19 protein-coding genes are annotated in these 17,342 nt (G+C 72.4%); 9 read left to right on the top strand and 10 right to left on the bottom strand.

Going from position 1 to position 17,342, the window contains the following annotated elements:
* The first annotated feature begins 63 nt into the window (after nt 1–63).
* A complete protein-coding gene (locus BJP25_RS07075; RefSeq protein WP_075973931.1) occupies nt 64–1,230 on the top strand; it encodes a metallophosphoesterase in 1,167 nt (388 codons plus the stop codon).
* Between the two features lie 16 nt (nt 1,231–1,246).
* On the opposite strand, the gene BJP25_RS07080 is transcribed toward BJP25_RS07075, so the two are convergent.
* On the bottom strand, nt 1,247–2,857 hold the full coding sequence (locus BJP25_RS07080) for an FAD-dependent monooxygenase family protein (RefSeq protein ID WP_075973932.1): 1,611 nt from the start codon (nt 2,855–2,857) through the stop codon (nt 1,247–1,249).
* Between the two features lie 289 nt (nt 2,858–3,146).
* On the opposite strand from BJP25_RS07080, the gene BJP25_RS07085 reads away from it, so the two are divergent.
* Nucleotides 3,147–3,905, top strand: a complete 759-nt coding sequence (locus tag BJP25_RS07085; RefSeq protein WP_075973933.1) for an NPP1 family protein — start codon at nt 3,147–3,149, stop codon at nt 3,903–3,905.
* Between the two features lie 30 nt (nt 3,906–3,935).
* On the opposite strand, the gene BJP25_RS07090 is transcribed toward BJP25_RS07085, so the two are convergent.
* The 4 genes from BJP25_RS07090 to BJP25_RS07105 all read right to left on the bottom strand — a co-directional run bounded on the left by BJP25_RS07090 (nt 3,936) and on the right by BJP25_RS07105 (nt 5,932).
* The gene (locus BJP25_RS07090; RefSeq protein WP_075974142.1) at nt 3,936–4,643 is read right to left on the bottom strand and encodes a 3-keto-5-aminohexanoate cleavage protein; all 708 of its coding nucleotides are present in this window, start codon (nt 4,641–4,643) and stop codon (nt 3,936–3,938) included.
* A gap of 68 nt (nt 4,644–4,711) precedes the next feature.
* Nucleotides 4,712–4,867, bottom strand: a complete 156-nt coding sequence (locus BJP25_RS07095; protein WP_084793732.1) for a DUF397 domain-containing protein — start codon at nt 4,865–4,867, stop codon at nt 4,712–4,714.
* Nucleotides 4,868–4,940: 73 nt separating this feature from the next.
* A complete protein-coding gene (locus BJP25_RS07100; protein ID WP_084793733.1) occupies nt 4,941–5,096 on the bottom strand; it encodes a DUF397 domain-containing protein in 156 nt (51 codons plus the stop codon).
* A gap of 2 nt (nt 5,097–5,098) precedes the next feature.
* Entirely contained in the window at nt 5,099–5,932 is an 834-nt protein-coding gene (locus BJP25_RS07105) for a helix-turn-helix domain-containing protein (protein WP_075973934.1), read from the bottom strand.
* Between the two features lie 161 nt (nt 5,933–6,093).
* Between BJP25_RS07105 and BJP25_RS07110 the strand changes: the two genes are divergently transcribed.
* Together BJP25_RS07110 and BJP25_RS07115 are read left to right on the top strand one after the other, a co-directional pair.
* On the top strand, nt 6,094–6,333 hold the full coding sequence (locus BJP25_RS07110; RefSeq protein ID WP_075973935.1) for a hypothetical protein: 240 nt from the start codon (nt 6,094–6,096) through the stop codon (nt 6,331–6,333).
* A 3-nt stretch (nt 6,334–6,336) separates the two neighbouring features.
* Complete coding sequence (locus BJP25_RS07115; RefSeq protein ID WP_075973936.1) at nt 6,337–6,618, top strand: hypothetical protein; 282 nt, start codon at nt 6,337–6,339, stop codon at nt 6,616–6,618.
* On the opposite strand, the gene acnA is transcribed toward BJP25_RS07115, so the two are convergent.
* A complete protein-coding gene (gene acnA, locus BJP25_RS07120) occupies nt 6,619–9,447 on the bottom strand; it encodes an aconitate hydratase AcnA (protein ID WP_198943367.1) in 2,829 nt (942 codons plus the stop codon).
* A gap of 240 nt (nt 9,448–9,687) precedes the next feature.
* Between acnA and BJP25_RS07125 the strand changes: the two genes are divergently transcribed.
* A complete protein-coding gene (locus tag BJP25_RS07125) occupies nt 9,688–10,476 on the top strand; it encodes a DUF899 family protein (protein ID WP_075973938.1) in 789 nt (262 codons plus the stop codon).
* A gap of 60 nt (nt 10,477–10,536) precedes the next feature.
* Here the strand turns inward: BJP25_RS07125 and BJP25_RS07130 are convergent, their stop codons facing one another.
* Nucleotides 10,537–12,000, bottom strand: a complete 1,464-nt coding sequence (locus BJP25_RS07130) for a hypothetical protein (RefSeq protein WP_075973939.1) — start codon at nt 11,998–12,000, stop codon at nt 10,537–10,539.
* Nucleotides 11,997–12,449, bottom strand: a complete 453-nt coding sequence (locus BJP25_RS07135; RefSeq protein ID WP_143218915.1) for a hypothetical protein — start codon at nt 12,447–12,449, stop codon at nt 11,997–11,999. Before BJP25_RS07135 ends, BJP25_RS07130 begins: the two co-directional genes overlap by 4 nt.
* A 273-nt stretch (nt 12,450–12,722) precedes the next feature.
* Here BJP25_RS07135 and BJP25_RS07140 point away from each other — a divergent pair, with 273 nt between their 5' ends.
* The 3 genes from BJP25_RS07140 (at nt 12,723) to trxA (ending at nt 14,871) form a co-directional block, all read left to right on the top strand.
* A complete protein-coding gene (locus BJP25_RS07140) occupies nt 12,723–14,006 on the top strand; it encodes an NlpC/P60 family protein (protein WP_075974143.1) in 1,284 nt (427 codons plus the stop codon).
* A gap of 106 nt (nt 14,007–14,112) precedes the next feature.
* Entirely contained in the window at nt 14,113–14,529 is a 417-nt protein-coding gene (locus BJP25_RS07145; protein WP_075973941.1) for a MerR family DNA-binding transcriptional regulator, read from the top strand.
* 12 nt (nt 14,530–14,541) lie between these two features.
* Nucleotides 14,542–14,871 carry a thioredoxin gene (gene trxA, locus BJP25_RS07150; RefSeq protein WP_075973942.1) on the top strand — a complete coding sequence of 110 codons (330 nt, stop codon included), beginning with the start codon at nt 14,542–14,544 and terminating at the stop codon, nt 14,869–14,871.
* Between the two features lie 159 nt (nt 14,872–15,030).
* Here the strand turns inward: trxA and BJP25_RS07155 are convergent, their stop codons facing one another.
* Nucleotides 15,031–15,558, bottom strand: coding sequence for a P-loop NTPase family protein (locus BJP25_RS07155; RefSeq protein WP_075973943.1), 528 nt, complete (start codon nt 15,556–15,558; stop codon nt 15,031–15,033).
* A gap of 88 nt (nt 15,559–15,646) precedes the next feature.
* Between BJP25_RS07155 and BJP25_RS07160 the strand changes: the two genes are divergently transcribed.
* A complete protein-coding gene (locus BJP25_RS07160) occupies nt 15,647–16,057 on the top strand; it encodes a VOC family protein (RefSeq protein WP_075973944.1) in 411 nt (136 codons plus the stop codon).
* A gap of 127 nt (nt 16,058–16,184) precedes the next feature.
* Here the strand turns inward: BJP25_RS07160 and BJP25_RS07165 are convergent, their stop codons facing one another.
* Nucleotides 16,185–17,297 carry an FAD-dependent oxidoreductase gene (locus BJP25_RS07165; RefSeq protein WP_075973945.1) on the bottom strand — a complete coding sequence of 371 codons (1,113 nt, stop codon included), beginning with the start codon at nt 17,295–17,297 and terminating at the stop codon, nt 16,185–16,187.
* Between the last annotated feature and the right edge of the window lie 45 nt (nt 17,298–17,342).

The following is a 17,342-nucleotide window of genomic DNA, read 5'->3' on the forward strand; positions in this document are numbered from 1 at the left end:
CACGGTACGGCACGGGTTCGCGCGCGCGGGTAAGTTGGGTCCGGTCAGGAGAGGAGCGGCCCCATGTCGCAGACCGATCAGCGCGACCAGGCCGCACCGGCCCGGCCCCGCCTGCCCTTCCTCGCCGTCGCGGTCACCGCGGTGCTGCTGCTGTTCGGGGTGCCGTGGTGGTTGCTGGTGCTCGGCGGGCAGGACTGGCCGGGCGCGGTGGTGGCGGTCGGCACGGTGGTGTTCGCCGCGGGGGCGGTGGCGCTGCCGCTGCTGATGGTGGCCGGGCACGCCAAGGGGTCGGACGCGGCGTCGCTGGCCGGTGACGTGCTGCTGGGCGTGATCTGGGTGCTGTTCACCTGGAGCATCGTCGGCGGGGTCGTGTCGCTGGTGCTGAGCCTGGCGGGCGTGGGCAACCCGACCCGCGCGGTGGCGCTGGGCGTGGTGGTCGTGGCCGCGGTCCTGCTGGCGTACGGGCACTTCGAGGCGATGCGGGTGCCGCGCGTGCGCACCACCGAGATCCGCCTGCCCCGGCTGGGCGCGGGCCTCGACGGCCTGCGCGTGGTGCTGCTCGCTGACACCCACTACGGCCCGATCGACCGCGCGAAGTGGTCCGAGCGCACGGTGGCGGCGGTGAACGCGCTGGAGCCGGACGTGGTGGCGCACGCGGGCGACATCGCCGACGGCCGGGTGGCCCAGCGCCGCCCGCAGTCGCGCCACCTCGGGGACGTGCGCGCCGCCCTGGCCCGGGTGTACGTGACGGGCAACCACGAGTACTTCAGCCAGGCGCAGGAGTGGCTGGACCACATGTCGGAGCTGGGCTGGGAGGCCCTGCACAACCGGCACGTGGTGGTCGAGCGCGGCGGCTCGCGGCTGGTGGTGGCGGGCATCGACGACCGCACGGCGCCCTCGTCGGGCCTGCCGGGGCACCGGCCCGACATCGAGCACGCGCTCGACGGCGCCGACCCCGACCTGCCGGTGCTGCTGCTGGCCCACCAGCCCAAGCAGATCACCACCGCGGTCGAGGCGGGCGTGGACCTCCAGGTCTCCGGGCACACCCACGGCGGGCAGATCTGGCCGTTCCACCTGCTCGTGCGCGTCGACCAGCCGTGGTTGCAGGGCCTGACCGCGCTGAACGACCGCACGCACCTCTACACCACCCGCGGGGCCGGGTTCTGGGGCCCGCCGTTCCGGGTCTTCGCGCCCAGCGAGATCAGCCTGCTGGTCCTGCGCAGCGCGTGACGCCCCGCCCCGGCCGTCACGCCAGGGCGAGCACCCGGGCGCCGCGCTCGGCGGGGTAGTCCAGCGGCTGCACGGGGACCTCGTCGCCGCCGACCTCGCGGGTGATCCACGGCGCCGAGTTCAGCAGCGACTTCAGCGTCGCGTCCGACAGCGAGTGCAGCCGGTCGAGGTACCACTCGTCCGCCGCCAGCGACCCCATCCGGTCGACCAGGCGGGACTTCACCGCCCGCACGCGCGCGAACAGCTCCCCGATCAGCGCCTGCCGGTCGTGCGGGCCCTCGAACCCGGCCCGGATGCGGTCCTCGATGCCGTGCGGGCGGCCCTGCTCGTCGGGCATCACCATCGTGGTCCAGGCGCGCATCTTCTCGCGGAACTGCAACTGCTGCATGTAGCCCTCGTGCGCGGCGAAGTCGGCCAGCCGCAACGGCTTCCCGCGCCACCGCGACTTGAGCGTGCCCACCAGCGACAGCGCGCTCTTGAGGCCGGTGTTCAGCCCGCGCCCCGGCCAGAAGTGCAGGGAGTTCGCCGCGTCGCCCAGCAGGAACGCGTACGAACCGGCCGACAGCTGCGCGGTGAAGCGGGAGTTCTGCGTCATGCCCAGGGTGAACGAGGTGATGCCCACGACATCGCCCCACTCCGCGCCGAACAGCCGCAGCCCGTCCTGGATGCGCGGCCACAGGAACGACAGCCGGTCCACCGAGGGCTTGAACGTGGCCTGGTGCCGGTCGCAGACGAAGCGGTAGCCGTCCGGGCGCACGGTGCAGCCCTGCTTGCCGATGCAGTCCACCGGGCCGAACCGGCCGATCGACTGGACCTCGGTGGCCTCCTCGGCGGTCAGCCGCATGTTGATGAAGCCACCGCCCAGGGAGTTGAACAGGAACCGGTTCTGCGCCACCGTCAGCGGCACGGTGTGCTCGTCGGGGACCCGGGCGTTGATCCGGATGCCCAGGACGCGCTCCTGCAACGGGGTGCCGTCGAGGGAGTACAGGTCCGGGTTCGGCGTGCCGAAGCCCGCGGCCAAGGCGGCGCGGGTGGCCGAGCGGGCGCCGTCGCAGATGGCGAGCACGCCGCCCTCGACCGGGGTGGCGGGCGGGGTGTAGGCCTCGGGCACGACGTCGACGCCGTAGTGGTCCTGGGCGAGGTCGAGCAGGCAGTCCTCGATCCAGCGGATCTTGATGTTGCGGGGGCGGCCGCGCTCGGCCGGCGAGTCCGGGCCCAGCGGCCACATCTCGCCGTAGCGGCCCTCGACGAACAGGGCGCGCTGCACCCGCGGCGGCAGGGCGGACCAGACGTTGGACTGGAGGGTGACGACCTGCTCGCGGCGGCGGTTGCCGTCGGCGGCGTCGCGCCAGACCACCCGGTCGCCCGCGCGCTTCCACCGCCGGTCGAACACCCGCACCACCACGTCGCGGCCCAGCAACGCCTGCACCGAGCAGGCGAAGGCGAGCCCGACCGGGCCGCCGCCCGCCACGTCCACCCGCAGCGGCAGGCGCGGGGCGAGGTTCAGCAGTGCGCCGGGCTCGACGACCTCGGTGGCGTCGACGCCGAGGTCGCCGCGGATCATCTTCATCGTCGCGTCGACGCTGACCACAGTGGACCCGGTGGTGCCGCCCGCCCTGCTGCTCATCGCTTTTCCCCTCCCGCTCCGGCTTCTCGCACAACCAGACGTGAATGGGGCGCGGCGGTTGTCCCGGTGCGGGTATCCGACTCTTTCCCGGCGCGGGGAACCGAGTGCGCCGATCGTTCGTCCACCGTGGGTTTTCCCTCCGTTCGGCGGGTTGACCTGCGGTTCCTCGGCGGTGAACGCTGGAGGTTTGCCGTTTAGGGCAGCATTCGGTGGCCCCTTGTGCAGAACGGGTTCCGGTTGGTAAATCTGTCCCGTACCCTTCCTCGGGGAAAACGGGAGACGAGCACACATGGGCATTTCCACGCGCAAGGCGGGTTTCGTGGTCTCGGTGGCGGCCGCGCTGGCCGTCGCGGTGCCGGGCGTCGCCTGGGCCGACCCGCCCGCGGCCCTGCCGGGCAGCGCCGCGGCCGCCGACGCGAAGTGGCAGCCCGCCTTCGACTACGACGGCGACGGCTGCTACCCCACGCCCGCGATCGGCCCGGACGGCACCCTGGCCCCCGGCCTGAACAACTCCGGCGCGCTCAACGGCAACTGCCACGACCAGTCGGACCTGGACAACACCAACTCGTACTCGCGCTCCAAGTGCAACAACGGCTGGTGCGCCTACCTCTACGACCTGTACTTCGAGAAGGACCAGGCCGTCCCGGGCATCGACTGCTGCGGGCACCGCCACGACATCGAGCACGTCGTGGTGTGGGTGCAGAACGACCAGGCCCAGTACGTCTCCACCTCGGCGCACGGCAACTACTCGACCTACCCGCGCACCCAGGTCGGCTGGGAGGGCACGCACGCCAAGGTCATCTACCACAAGGACGGCGTGAGCACGCACTGCTTCCGCCTCGCGGGGATGACCGAGGTGCCGGAGAACCACTACGGCACCTGGCAGTACCCGGACCTGGTGAGCTGGGACAACTACCCGGCGGGCATCCGCGACCGGCTGGTCAACGCCAACTTCGGCAGCGCCAGCCTGGGCATCAAGGACAGCGCCTTCGCCGACAACCTCACCAAGGCCAAGCCCGCGGGCATCCCGTTCAACCCCTACGCGTGACCGGCGGCCGCTGGGCCGGGGCGACCCGGCTCAGCGGGCGTCCTCCCACACCCGCAGGGCGAGCCGCACCAGGTCGGCGTTGCTGCCCACGGGTTCGCCGCCCGGGCCGACCGCGGTGTCCTCGAAGCCGATCCGGGTGGGCAGCCCCAGCTTCCCGGCCAGCGCGACGTGCGGCCAGCAGTGCTCGCCCTCCCCGTGCAGCAGCCGCGGGCCGCGCACGCCCTCCAGGGCGTCCAGGATCTCCTCGGCCGGGTCGGTGGTGCCCGGCATGACCTCCACCAGCACCCGCAGCAGGTCGAAGTCGGGCTGGGCGGCGAGCCACCGGGCGTCGGCCACCGACCACACGCCCGCCTCCACGCCGATCCCCGCGCCGCGCAGGACGCCGACCAGCTCGGTGAAGCCGGGTTCACCCACGTTCACCGAGGCGAAGTCGGGTTTGTCGGCCAGCTCGGCCCACGCCCGCACCTGCTCGGCGCGGGCGGCGGCGTCGCCACCGGTGATCCAGATCCCGGTGGACACCCCCACCGGCACCAGCGCCTCCCTGGCCGCCGCGACCCCGGCGGCGATCACGCCCGCGTCGAGCGATTCGCGGCCCGCGCCGTCGACGGGGTGGACGTGCACGGCCTCGGCACCGGCGGCCACCGCCTCCCTGGCCGAGCGCGACACCTCGTCGGGCGTCCTCGGGACCCCGGGCTCGTCCCGGCCACCGTTCAGGCACACCTTGAGCTTCTGCAGCACGCCGACATTGTCGACCGGCGCAGCCGCCACCGCCCGGGGAGCCGCGTGGGCTCCCCGGGCGGTACCGGTCAGCGGCTGAGCGCGCTGATCAGCGTCCGCACGGCGGTGCGGGGCGTAGGCAGTTCGACATCGGGCCGCTTGGTGTCGCGGATGGCGGCGAGGTCTTGCCGCAGCTCAACGCAGTTGCTGGTGCCGGTGGATCGGGACGACTTGCGCCACTCCATGTTGGCAACCTCCGTTGGTCAGCGGAAGAGGGGCGGGTGCCGCCCGGGTGGCTTCCCGGGCGGCACCCACCGCTCAGCGGGTGAGCGCCGCGATCAGCGTGCGGACGGCGGTGCGGGACGCGGGCAGCTCGACGGTGGGTCGCTTGCTGTCGCGGATGGCGGCGAGGTCTTGCCGCAGCTCAACGCAGTTGCTGGTCTCGCCGGATCGGGACGACTTGCGCCACTCCATGATCACAACCTTTCTCGTAGGCGCCCAATCATACTGCGGCTTTCCATCGTGGAAAGGGCCGACCGATCGAGCATCGCCCGTATGGTCTCATAGCCGTGCACCTCGGATTCGTGCAGATAGATGCTGCTTCCGAATAGCTCAACGTGGAGGACTGGAGGCGCTTCGGGGAAATGCAAAAGCATCCACGAGTGTCGCAAAGACAGGTAGGGTGCTGGCTCTCGGACAATGCGGACGCTCAGCCCTCTGGCTGGCGCCGCTTCTAGATGGGCCAGTTGCTCCTTGAGCGCTGCGACGCCTCCGAACGGCCTGCGGAGCACGTTTTCGTGAATGAAGGCGGTGTACTCGATCTTGGCCAACACTTCTTGGCGCTTGCAGCGCGCCATCCACCGCATCTCGATGTCTCGGGCATCGACGCCAACGTCCATCATGATCCCGATGGCGTAGCGCTCGGTTTGCAGCAGTCCTGGCACATCCGCCAGCGACCAGTCGGTGATGGCGTTGGCGGAGGCTTCATAGCTGGCCAGGGTGCCGACATCCGGCAGCACCCCGGGCAAGGGCCGCGACCACCACCCCGCCTGGGTGCCGCCTTCCCTGGCCGCCGCGATCAGCTCCTCGCGCTGCGGGGTGGGCACCCCGTAGATGGCCAGCACCGTCGCCACGTCCTCGCTGGTGATGTGCCGCTTGCCGTTCTCCGTGCGGCTCAGCGTCGCCGCCGACCACCCGATCGCCTCGGCGGCCGCCTCCAGGCTCCACCGCCGCTGCTGGGTCCGCACCGCCTTCAACTGCGCCCCGATCGTGCGATCGCGCGCCTGCGGGTTTCTCCTCTGGTTCGCCACGACTCCCTTTCCACCCCCGCAACGAACACGCGCTTGTCGGGCGGGGTATCTACTGTGTGGTCCGCACGCACACCGCAGAAGTCGCAACCACCTCACCCAGCATAGGAGACCACCGGGAAGCCCTTCCACCGGACACGCGGAAACGGCTCCGGGAGAAACCGATGAAGGCGAAACAACTGGCCGCGGACCTCACCGCGGCGTTCACCGCGCTCGACCACCCCGAGCTGACGTCCGCGCGGGATGTCAGCTCGGGCCCGGATTCCGATGCGCGCCCGCACAACCACGTGCTCGTGGCGCTCTCGCACGCCAGCGGCGCCACCTCCGCCGTCCAGGTCATGCGGATCAGCGGCCCCGGCATGTCGCAGGCACCCGATTACCGCATTCCCCGGGACGGGTGGTGACCCGTGCGCAACACCCGCGTGCGCGAACTGGTCGCGCGGCTGCTGGCGGAGCACCCGGACGTGGCCTCGGTCGACCGGGAGGTCGACCTCGGGGACAAGGGCCGGGTCCAGCGCGTCACCTGCACCGACGGCGTCGTCATCGACCTGCTGGTCACCAGCACCTCACCACCGGGCGGGGATGACCACCGCAAGCCCGAGCGCATCGTGACGAAGACCCGCGCACAGCAGGAGGGCGGGGCGCCCGCAGGCACCCCGCCCTCCGCTCAACCGGAGTTCAGCCGCTGATCAGCTGTTGACCATCTTGCGCAGCACGTACTGCATGATGCCGCCGTTGCGGTAGTAGTCCGCCTCACCGGGGGTGTCGATGCGCACGACCGCGTCGAACACCACGTCGTCCGCGCCGTTCTTCGAGGCGGTGACCTTGACGGTCTTCGGGGTCTTGCCGTCGTTCAGCTCGGTGACGCCCTCGAACGCGAAGGTCTCGGTGCCGTCGAGGCCCAGGGACTCGGCGGTCTGGCCTGCCGGGAACTGGAGCGGCAGCACGCCCATGCCGATCAGGTTCGAGCGGTGGATGCGCTCGAAGCTCTCGGCGATGACCGCGCGCACGCCCAGCAGGCTGGTGCCCTTGGCCGCCCAGTCGCGCGACGAGCCCGAGCCGTACTCCTTGCCCGCCAGCACGACCAGCGGGGTGCCCGCGGCGGCGTAGTTCTGCGCGGCGTCGTAGATGAACGCCTGCTCGCCGCCCTGGGTGAAGTCGCGGGTGTAGCCGCCCTGCACGCCCTGGCCGCCGTTCTCGCCCGCCAGCAGCAGGTTGCGCAGCCGGATGTTGGCGAAGGTGCCGCGGATCATGACCTCGTGGTTGCCGCGGCGCGAGCCGTAGCTGTTGAAGTCGCGGCGCTCCACGCCGTGCTCGGTGAGGTACTGGCCGGCCGGGGTGTCGGCCTTGATCGCACCCGCGGGGGAGATGTGGTCGGTGGTGACCGAATCGCCCAGCAGGGCCAGCACCCGGGCACCGGTGATGTCGGTGACCGGCGCGGGCGCCATCTCCATGCCCTCGAAGTACGGGGGCTTGCGCACGTAGGTGGACTCGGTGTCCCACTCGAAGGTCTTGCCGGTCGGCGTCGGCAGGCCCTGCCAGCGCTCGTCACCGGCGAAGACGTCCTTGTAGGAGTCGGAGAACGACTCCGCCGAGAGCGCGGCGGTGATCGTGTCCTGGATCTCCTGCGGCGAGGGCCAGATGTCGTCGAGGAACACCGGCTTGCCGTCGGAGCCCTCGCCCAGCGGCTCGGTGGTGATGTCGACGTCCATCGACCCGGCCAGCGCGTAGGCCACCACCAGCGGCGGGGAGGCCAGGTAGTTCATCTTGATGTCGGGGTTGATCCGGCCCTCGAAGTTGCGGTTGCCCGAGAGCACCGACACCACGGCCAGGTCCGCCTCCTGCACGCCCGCGGAGATCTCCTCCTGGAGCGGGCCGGAGTTGCCGATGCAGGTGGTGCAGCCGTAGCCGACCAGGTTGAACCCGAGCTTGTCCAGGTACGGGGTCAGGCCCGCGCGGTCGAAGTAGTCCGAGACGACCTTCGAGCCCGGCGCCAGGGTCGTCTTGACCCACGGCTTGCGCTCCAGGCCGCGCTCGACGGCCTTCTTCGCCAGCAGCGCCGCGCCGATCATCACCGACGGGTTCGAGGTGTTCGTGCACGAGGTGATCGCCGCGATGGCGACCGCGCCGTGGTCGATCTCGAAGGAGTTGCCGTCGATCGTCACCGTCGTCGGCTTGGAGGTGCGGCCGTCGGCGCCCTTGGCCGCGGAGTGCGTGACCACCGGGGGCTGCTCGTCGCCGTGGTAGGCGGGGGAGTCCGAGGCGGGGAAGCTCTCCTCGACGGCCTCGTCCACACCGGACTTCGGCGCGTCGGTGGCGTAGCTGCCCAGCGCGTCGCGGAAGGCCTGCTTGGCCGCGGCCAGCTCGATGCGGTCCTGCGGGCGCTTGGGGCCCGCGATCGAGGGCACCACGCTGGCCAGGTCCAGCTCCAGCACCTCGGAGAACTCCGGCTCGGCGGCCGGGTCGTGCCAGAGGCCCTGCTCCTTGGCGTAGGCCTCGACCAGCGCCACCTGCTCGGCGGAGCGGCCGGTGAACTTCAGGTAGTCGATCGTCTCGGCGTCGATCGGGAAGATCGCGGCGGTGGAGCCGAACTCCGGGCTCATGTTGCCGATGGTGGCGCGGTTGGCCAGCGGCACCGCCGACACGCCCGAGCCGTAGAACTCGACGAACTTGCCGACCACGCCCTGCTTGCGCAGCATCTCGGTGATGGTGAGCACCAGGTCGGTGGCGGTGGCGCCCGCGGGCAGCTCACCGTGCAGCTTGAAGCCGACGACCTTGGGGATGAGCATCGACACCGGCTGGCCGAGCATCGCGGCCTCGGCCTCGATGCCGCCCACGCCCCAGCCCAGCACGCCCAGGCCGTTGACCATGGTGGTGTGCGAGTCGGTGCCGACCAGGGTGTCGGGGTAGGCCTGCCCGCCGCGGGTCATGACCACGCGCGCCAGGTGCTCGATGTTGACCTGGTGGACGATGCCGGTGCCCGGGGGCACCACCTTGAACTCGTCGAACGCGGTCTGGCCCCAGCGCAGGAACTGGTAGCGCTCCTTGTTGCGCTCGTACTCCAGGTCGACGTTCTTCTCGAACGCGTCCGGGCGGCCGAACACGTCGGCGATGACCGAGTGGTCGATGACCAGCTCGGCCGGGGTCAGCGGGTTGACCTTGTCCGGGTCGCCGCCCAGGGTGGTGACGGCCTCGCGCATGGTGGCCAGGTCGACGATGCAGGGCACCCCGGTGAAGTCCTGCATGACCACGCGGCCGGGGGTGAACTGGATCTCGGTGTCCGGCTCGGCCTTGGCGTCCCAGTTCGCCAGGGCGCGGATGTGGTCGGCGGTGATGTTCGCGCCGTCCTCGGTGCGGAGCAGGTTCTCCAGCAGGATCTTCAGGCTGTAGGGCAGGCGCTCGGAGCCCGCCACCGCGTCCAGCCGGAACACCTCGTAGGAGGCGTCCCCGACGGTGAGCGTGGCGCGGGCGCCGAAGCTGTCGAGGTTGCCCTCGGTGGTGGAACTCGAATCGGTCACGTCCAACTCCAGTGGCGGCGCAAGTCAGTCAGTTCGCAGGCCTGAGTCTCGCGCACCCCCTCGGGGCCCGCGCGACGGCCTTCCCGGTACAAACAGTACGCTTGTCCTGTATTGCGGTTCAAGGGGGGTCCCCGGGGTGTCGGGGGAGTGATCCATCACACGGTGCCGCCCCGCCGATGAGTCGCGGGGGCGGCGGGAGTCTGATCCGCTGACACCACCGGCGACCAGGGGAGCCCCGCGATGACCACCACTCCAGATCACCCGACACCCGATGACCCGACGTCCGGACGCCCGCCCGTGGTCGACCGCGCCACCTGGCAGGCCGCGCGCGACGAGCTGCTGGTGAAGGAGAAGGCGCACACCCGGGCCGGGGACGCGCTGGCCGCCGAGCGCCGCAGGCTGCCGATGGTGGAGTTCGACCCCTCGGTGGAGGTCGTCGGCGCCGGGGGCCCGGTGCCGTTCCTCGACCTGTTCCAGGGGCGCGACGAGCTGGTCGTCTACAAGCACATGTGGCACGACGGCGCCCCGCACCAGGGGCAGTGCGAGGGGTGCACCACGACCGCCTGGCACATCAAGGACGCCGTGTACCTCAACACGCGCGGGGTGTCCTACGCCGTGATCACCGAGGGCCGATGGGACGAGGTCGCCCCCTACGTCGAGTTCATGGGCTACACCGAGCCCTGGTACTCCGTGCGCGGGCTGGACGCGCCCGTGGGGGACAGCATGGGGTCGATCACCTGCTACCTGCGCGACGGCGACCGCGCCTTCCTCACCTACGCCACCACCGGCCGGGGCAACGAGGTCGTGAACCCGTCGATGGGGCTGCTCGACATGACCCCCTACGGCCGCGGCGAGGCGTGGGAGGACAAGCCCGCCGGGTGGCCCGAGGGCGGCCACGCCTGCTGGTCGTGGCGCACGGACGCGGACGGCACCCCGACCTGGGGCGGGACGAGCAGGCCGGTGCCGCAGTGGACCCGGCCCGGCGCCGGGCCCGTGGAGACCCTGGGGCGTTCCGGCCACTGCCACTGACCCCGGGGACGGCACGAGGCCCGGCCCCCGGGGGAGGGGGCCGGGCCTCGTGGTGGGTGCTTACTTGGCGAGCTTGAGCAGCGCGCGGATGTCCTCCGGCTGGAGGCTCTTGAGCGCGGTCAGCTCCAGCTCGGTGAACGTGCGGATGGGGCTGACGTACCACTTGCCGTCGACCTCGGTGGTGATGACGCCGGTGTTGGCCATCATGCCCTTGATCAGGTTCGCCAGCGCCTGCTTGGCGTCGGAGGCCATCTTCTTCCCGCCGACCTTGGCCGCCAGGTCGTCGGCGCAGATCTGCTCCTTGCCGTCCGGGGTGTCGGCGCTGTAGCAGTCGCCGTCCTTGGTGACCGTGCCCCGCTCGCCGTCGATGTCCAGGGTCACCGACTTGAGCAGCACCTTCGTGCCGCCGCTGACGCCCTCGGTCTCGGTCTGCAGGTCCACCAGCCGGGCACCGGAGTCCTCGGTGCGGCCCGCCGCGTCGACGATCGCCGGGCCCACGTCGTGCAGCACGCCCATCTCGTCCGGGGGCAGCAGCTTGATGACGCCCTCGACGTCACCGGCCAGCGCCGCGTCGGTGAAGCCGCGCACCGCCGCCTCCGGCGAGTCGCCGCCCACCGCGGGGATGGGGGTGGCCGGCCAGTCCTGCTTCTCGTCCGCCAGCGCGTAGTCGGCGATGGTGTAGAGCATGCTCGGGTACCACTCGCCGTCGTCCTGGACGGTGGCGATGCGGATCGGCTCGCCCTTGTTCTCCTCGCGGACGACCTTGGCGATGTCGATGGTCTCGGTCTTCTTGCCGCCGGGCACCCCGCGCGGGAAGACCGTGTCCAGGAACTCCTCGGTGTAGGGGAGCTTGGACGCGTCCGAGGTGACCGTGACCGTGCCGCTGACCAGCTTGGTGATGGTCAGGTGGTCGTTGACCCGCTCGGCGGCGGCCTCGTCGAAGACCAGGTCCTTGGTGGTCAGCTCGAAGCCCTCGACCTTGTTCGGGTCGACGTCGGCCTTGTAGACCTCCAGCCGCTGGAGCTCCTTGGTCGTCTCGGCGTTCAGCGAGGTCAGCAGGTCGCGCTCGGCCGGGGCCAGCCCGGAGAGCAGGCCCGCCACGTCACCCTGGCCCAGGGCGCTGACCAGGCTGGTCGCGGCGGCCGTCGGCGACTCCGCGCCCGCCTGCACCGAGCCCTGGTTGATCGCCCACACGGTCACGCCCGCGCCCGCGGCGACCGCGAGCACGGCGCCGACCACGCCGATGACCAGGCCCTTGCGCGACTTCTTCGGCTGCTCCGGCGGCAGCGCGTAGCCGTACTGCTGCTGCGGGAAGCCCTGGGTCTGGTAGCCCTGCCCCTGGTACTCCTGGCCGGGGAAGCCCTGGCCCGGGTACCCCTGCTGGCCCGGCTGGCCGAAGCCCTGCGGCTGGTAGCCCGGGTACTGCTGCTGCTGGGTGGGGTCCGCGTGCGGCTGGCCCCCGTGCTGCGGCTGGCCGCCCGTCTGGTCCGGCCACTGCCCGCCCTGCCCCGGCGGATACGTCACTGTGCCCCTCCTGTGCTCCTGGCGCCCGCGCGCCCACCCGCGAAGACCACCGCCGCCCCCAGGACGGCGACCGCGGCGCCGACCAGGGTGGTCGTCGGTCCCGTCCCCGCGATGCCCAGCGGGCTGTCCTCGCCGGGGCCTTGGACGGTCGCGACCCCGGCGACGGTTCCCGCCACCAGCGACACGACCACCGCCAGCCCGGCCCCCGCCCGGCGCAGCCCCGCCGCCAGCCCCGCCACCGCCAGCGCCGCGACCGGCACCAGGCCGATCCACGCCACCGGCAGCCACGCCCAGCCGGTGCCGCGCAGCACCCCGATCGCCCGGATCACCCCGACCGACTCGAAGCTGTCGCGCAGCACCACCCCGGAGCGCAGCCACGGCAGGAACAGCCCGGCGACGAGCGTCGCCAGGCCGAGCGCGGTCAGGGTCGCGGGGACGTGGGTCTTCACGGCCCCCATCGTCCCAGCGCCTCGACCCGGCACCCGCACAGCCCCAGTACGCGGCGTCACCACGGTCTCCATCGGGTGAATCCTGTTGCCCGGTCATCGCCGTCGCGCCGCGCACCGTTACGACTCTGCGTGTCTTGTGATCCCACTGTTGCCGACGGTGCTGAAGTTCCGGGTGCGTGCGGTGGTGCGCACGGGGCTCGGGTGGCACAGTCGGAGCACGGTCCGCTGTGGACCGAGGACTGTCGGGGACCTCGCGCGGAAGGGGTGGTGCGCGTGCGCGCACGGCTCGGGTGGTACGCCACTTCCCTCGCACTGCTGTCGGTGCTGACCACGGCCACGACGGCGGTCGCCGTCCCACCGCCACCGCCCAACCCCAGCGACGCCGAGATCTCCGCGGGCCGCGCCGACGCCGACGCCAAGGCGGGCAAGGTCGGTGAGCTGACCAACCGGCTCGCCCAGGCCGAGTCCCGGCTGATGCAGCTGCAGGCCGACGTCGAGGCCAAGCTGGAGGACGCCAACAAGGCCCTGGTCGACCTGCAGACCGCCCAGGACGTCGCGGCCAGGGCCAAGGCCGACGCCGAGTCCGCCCGCCGCGAGGCCGACGGCGCCGAGAAGGCCATCGGCACCGCCCGCGCCCAGCTCGACGACTTCGCCGCGGGCAGCTACAAGCAGGGCAGCACCATCGGCTCGCTGTCGGCCTACATCGGCGCCAAGAGCCCCCAGGACCTGCTCGCCCGCGCCGACCTGCTCAACGCCGTCTCCGGCTCCGAGCTCGACGCCCTCGACGCCCTCCAGCGCGCCCGCACCACCAAGGCCAACAAGGACTCCCGGGCCCGCGCCGCGCTCGACCTCGCCACCCGCAAGCAGGCCGAGGCCGAGCAGGCCAAGACCAACGCCGACAACGCCACCGCCATCGCCCAGCAGGCCCGCCGCGACCAGGCCGCGCGGTCCTCCGAGCTCCAGCAGTCCAAGGCAGACTACGAGCGCCAGCTCTCCGAGGCGCAGGCCCGCGTCGGCGGCCTGGAGGACCAGCGCAAGCGCTACGAGAGCTGGCTGGCGGCCAAGCAGCGGGAGGACGCGGCCAACGCCGCCGCGGCCCAGCAGTCGAACGACGACGCGGCCGGGCCCGCCCCGGTGGGCGACGCGCGGGCGGTGATCAAGCGGGCGATGACCCAGCTCGGCGTGCCCTACGCGTGGGGCGGGGGCAACTCGCGCGGCCCGACGCGGGGCATCCGCGACGGCGGCGTCGCGGACACCTTCGGCGACTTCGCCAAGGTGGGCTTCGACTGCTCGGGCCTGATGATCTACGCGTTCGCGGCGGCGGGGGTGTCGCTGCCGCACTACAGCGGGTACCAGGCCACGTCCGGGCGGCGGGTGCCGCTGAGCCAGAAGCAGCCAGGGGACATGCTGTTCTGGGCCACCGGCGGGCGCATCCACCACGTCGCGCTCTACCTGGGCAACGGGCAGATGATCGAGGCGCCGTACTCGGGCTCGCAGGTGCGCATCGCGCCGGTGCGGTACGGCGGCATCGTGCCCTACGCCACCCGCGTCCTCTGAAGACCTACACCGCCCTGCACCGCCCTGCACCGCCCTGCACTGCCCCGCACCGCCCCGGCGAACCAGGTCTTGCCTTGACGCTGGCGTCAACGTTTAGCGTTGCCACATGCGGATCGGGGAGTTGGCCAAGAGGGCGGGGACGACGGCTCGGGCTGTGCGGTTCTACGAGGCGCAGGGGCTGCTGGACCCCGCCGAGCGGGCCGCGAACGGGTACCGGGAGTACGGCGAGGGCGACCTGCGGCTGGTCTCGGAGATCCTGTCGTTGCAGGCCGCGGGGCTGAGCCTGGAGGAGACCCGGCCGTTCGTGGCGTGCCTGCGGGCCGGGCACGAGGCCGGGGACGACTGCGCCGACTCGGTGGCGGTGTACCGCCGCAAGATCGCGGAGTTGGACGCGGTCGCCGCGCGGCTGGCCGAGGTGCGGGCCGGGCTGGTCGACCTGCTCTCCGATGCGCTGGCCAGGGAGCCCGGGCCTTGCCGGGTGGACGCGGGGCGGATCGGTGCGGTCGGCCCCACCGCGGAGTGAAGGAGGCGCCGGATGGGTGTCGCAGAGGTGACGGACGGGACGTTCGCGGCGGAGGTCATGGCGCGGGAGGAACCCGTGCTGGTGGAGTTCTGGGCGCAGTGGTGCGGGCCGTGCCACATGGTCGCGCCGGTGCTCGCGCAGTTGGCCGAGGAGCGCGACGACCTGGTGGTGTGCAAGGTCAACGCCGACGAGAACGCGGCCACGGCGCGCGACATGCAGGTGATGTCGCTGCCGACGATGCTGCTGGTCCACCGCGGCGAGGTGGTGCGCACGATCGTCGGCGCGCGGCCGAAGGCGCGGCTGGTGGCCGAGGTCGAGGAGGCCCTGGCCGCCCTGCGCTGAGGGGGTCGTCGGACCCGCTCACCGCCGCGTCCGGGTGAACCTGGGACGAGGTTCACCCGGACGTGTGACCACCGGCTCGGGCGGCGCTTCGACTGACGTCGTGCCCGGTGCGGCTTTGGCGACGACCGGGCTGACGCCACCGCTCGCGCGGGAAGCGTCCTATTCGCCCGGGTTCACGGCTGCCAGCCAGCGCGCCGCCTCGGCCGGGGTGCGCAGCCGCACCACGGTGAGGTGGGCGTGCCGGGGCTCGTCGACGCGGGCCGCCAGGTACGCCCGCCGCGCGGCGTGCCCGGCCCAGGCCGACCACGCCGGGTGCTCGCGGCTGAGCCACCCGCCCCAGGTCTCGACGTTGCCGCCGAAGATCCGCTCCCGGCGCGCGCTGCGCACCAGCGACCGCCACAGCGCCCGCCGCACGACCACCCGCCGGGGGAAGTCCAACCACACGACCGTGTCTGCCCGCTGCCACAGCAGGTCGCGAACGCCGGGTTGGCCATAGGAATCCACCACCCACCGCGGGGATCCGGCGATGGCCGTCACGTCCGCTGTGTACTGTGCGCGCTCGACCCACCCCGGCTCGTAGGCGAGGGTGTCCAGCTCGGTGAACGGCAGCCCCAACCGGGTCGCCAGGCCCCGGGCCATGGTCGTCTTGCCCGCGCCGGTCATCCCGGTCACGATCACCCTGCGCACACTCGGGACTTTAGGCCCGGTGCGCCCGCGCCCCGACTGGACCACCCTCTGCGGGGGTCCACGCCCGCACAGACACGAGGGAGCCACCATGGCGTCCAAGCTCAACCCGTACCTGCACTTCCGCGACAACGCGCGGGAAGCGCTGGAGTTCTACCAGCACGTCCTCGGCGGCGAGCTGACCATCAACACCTTCGGCTCGTTCGGCACCGAGGGCCCGCTGGCCGACAAGGTCATGCACGGCCAGCTCGACACCCCCGCGGGCTTCACCCTGATGTGCTCGGACACCCCGCCGGAGATGGAGTACAACCCGGGCGGCTCCTTCACCGTCAGCCTCAGCGGCGACGACGGCGACGAGCTGCGCGGCTACTTCGAGAAGCTGTCCGAGGGCGGCAGCGTGCACACCCCGCTGCAGAAGATGGTGTGGGGCGACGAGTTCGGCGCCCTCGACGACAAGTTCGGCATCTCCTGGCTGGTGAACATCGCGGGCACCTCCAGCTGACCCGTCCGCCCGCGACAGTCCCGACCACACCCGGCCCGATCGCACCGGCCCGACCGCGCCTGCCTGACAGCGCTTGCCTCGCGGCACCCGGGGCGACCGCCGCCCGACCCGGCGGCGGTGCCCCCGGTCAGGCGCCCACGCCCGCGAACCAGTCGAGCAGCGCGCGCGGGGCGCCGGGGCCGAACATCCTGGCGTGCAGCTCCTCGCCCCCCGCCGCGGCCTCGGCCGAGCGGGGGAACAGGGCCCGCTCGTACTCGGCCAGCGCGGCCTCCACGTCGCCGGGGTGCGCGACCAGCGCCGCCCCCAGCTCGGCGCCGTCCTGCATGGCCAGGTTCGCCCCCTCGCCGTTGGGCGGGGCGAGGTGCGCCGCGTCGCCCAGCAGCGTCACCCCCGGCACGCGCTCCCAGCGGTGCTCCGCGGGCAGGGTGTACAGCGGGCGCAGCACGGGCGCCGCGTCGCAGGCGGTGATCAGCCCCGTCAGCTCCGGTGCCCACCCGTCGAACTCCGCCGCGACCCGCGCGAGGTCGGCCGGGTCGGCGGGGTCGCCGAACCACTCCCGCGGCTTGGTCAGCGACACGTACGCGTGCAGGGTGCCGCCGGTCTCCCGGTGCGCCTGGACGCCTTGGCCGGGGGCCAGCGCCATCATCGCCCCCGCGCCCACGACCGCCGCGCTCGCCGGGTGGCGGGTGTCGCTGTCGAACAGGTAGGTCTCGACGAACGACATGCCCGTGTAGCGCGGCACCGCGTCCGACAGCAGCGGCCGCACCTTCGACCACGCGCCGTCCGCGCCCACCAGCAGCTCGGTGGTGGTGGAGCCCCCGTCCGCGAAGCGCACCTCGTGCCTGCCGCCGCCGAGCGGGTGCACCGAGCCGACCTTCCTGCCCCACTGGACGGTGCCCGCGGGCAGGGAGTCGAGCAGGACCCGGCGCAGCTCCCCGCGCTGGACCTCCGGGCGACCCCCGGTGCCGTCGTCGGGTTCCTCGTGCAGGACCTCGCCGCGGCGGTCGAGCACGCGCATCGCCTGGTGGCCGTCGAGGACGATGCCGCGGAACCGCTCGGTGAGCCCGGCGGCGCGCAGCGCGGGCTGCCCGCTGCCCTCGTGGATGTCGAGCAGGCCGCCCTGCGCGCGGGCCGCGGGCGAGGCCTCCGCCTCGAAGACGGTGGCGGCGATGCCGTGGACGTGCAGGACGCGGGCCAGGACGAGGCCGCCGAGGCCCGCGCCGACGATCGTGACGCGCATGGGGTGCTCCTTCGAGTGGAATGACGTTCCACCCGAGTTTGGAAC

Source organism: Actinokineospora bangkokensis (assembly GCF_001940455.1).
GTDB classification, from domain to species: Bacteria; Actinomycetota; Actinomycetes; order Mycobacteriales; family Pseudonocardiaceae; genus Actinokineospora; species Actinokineospora bangkokensis.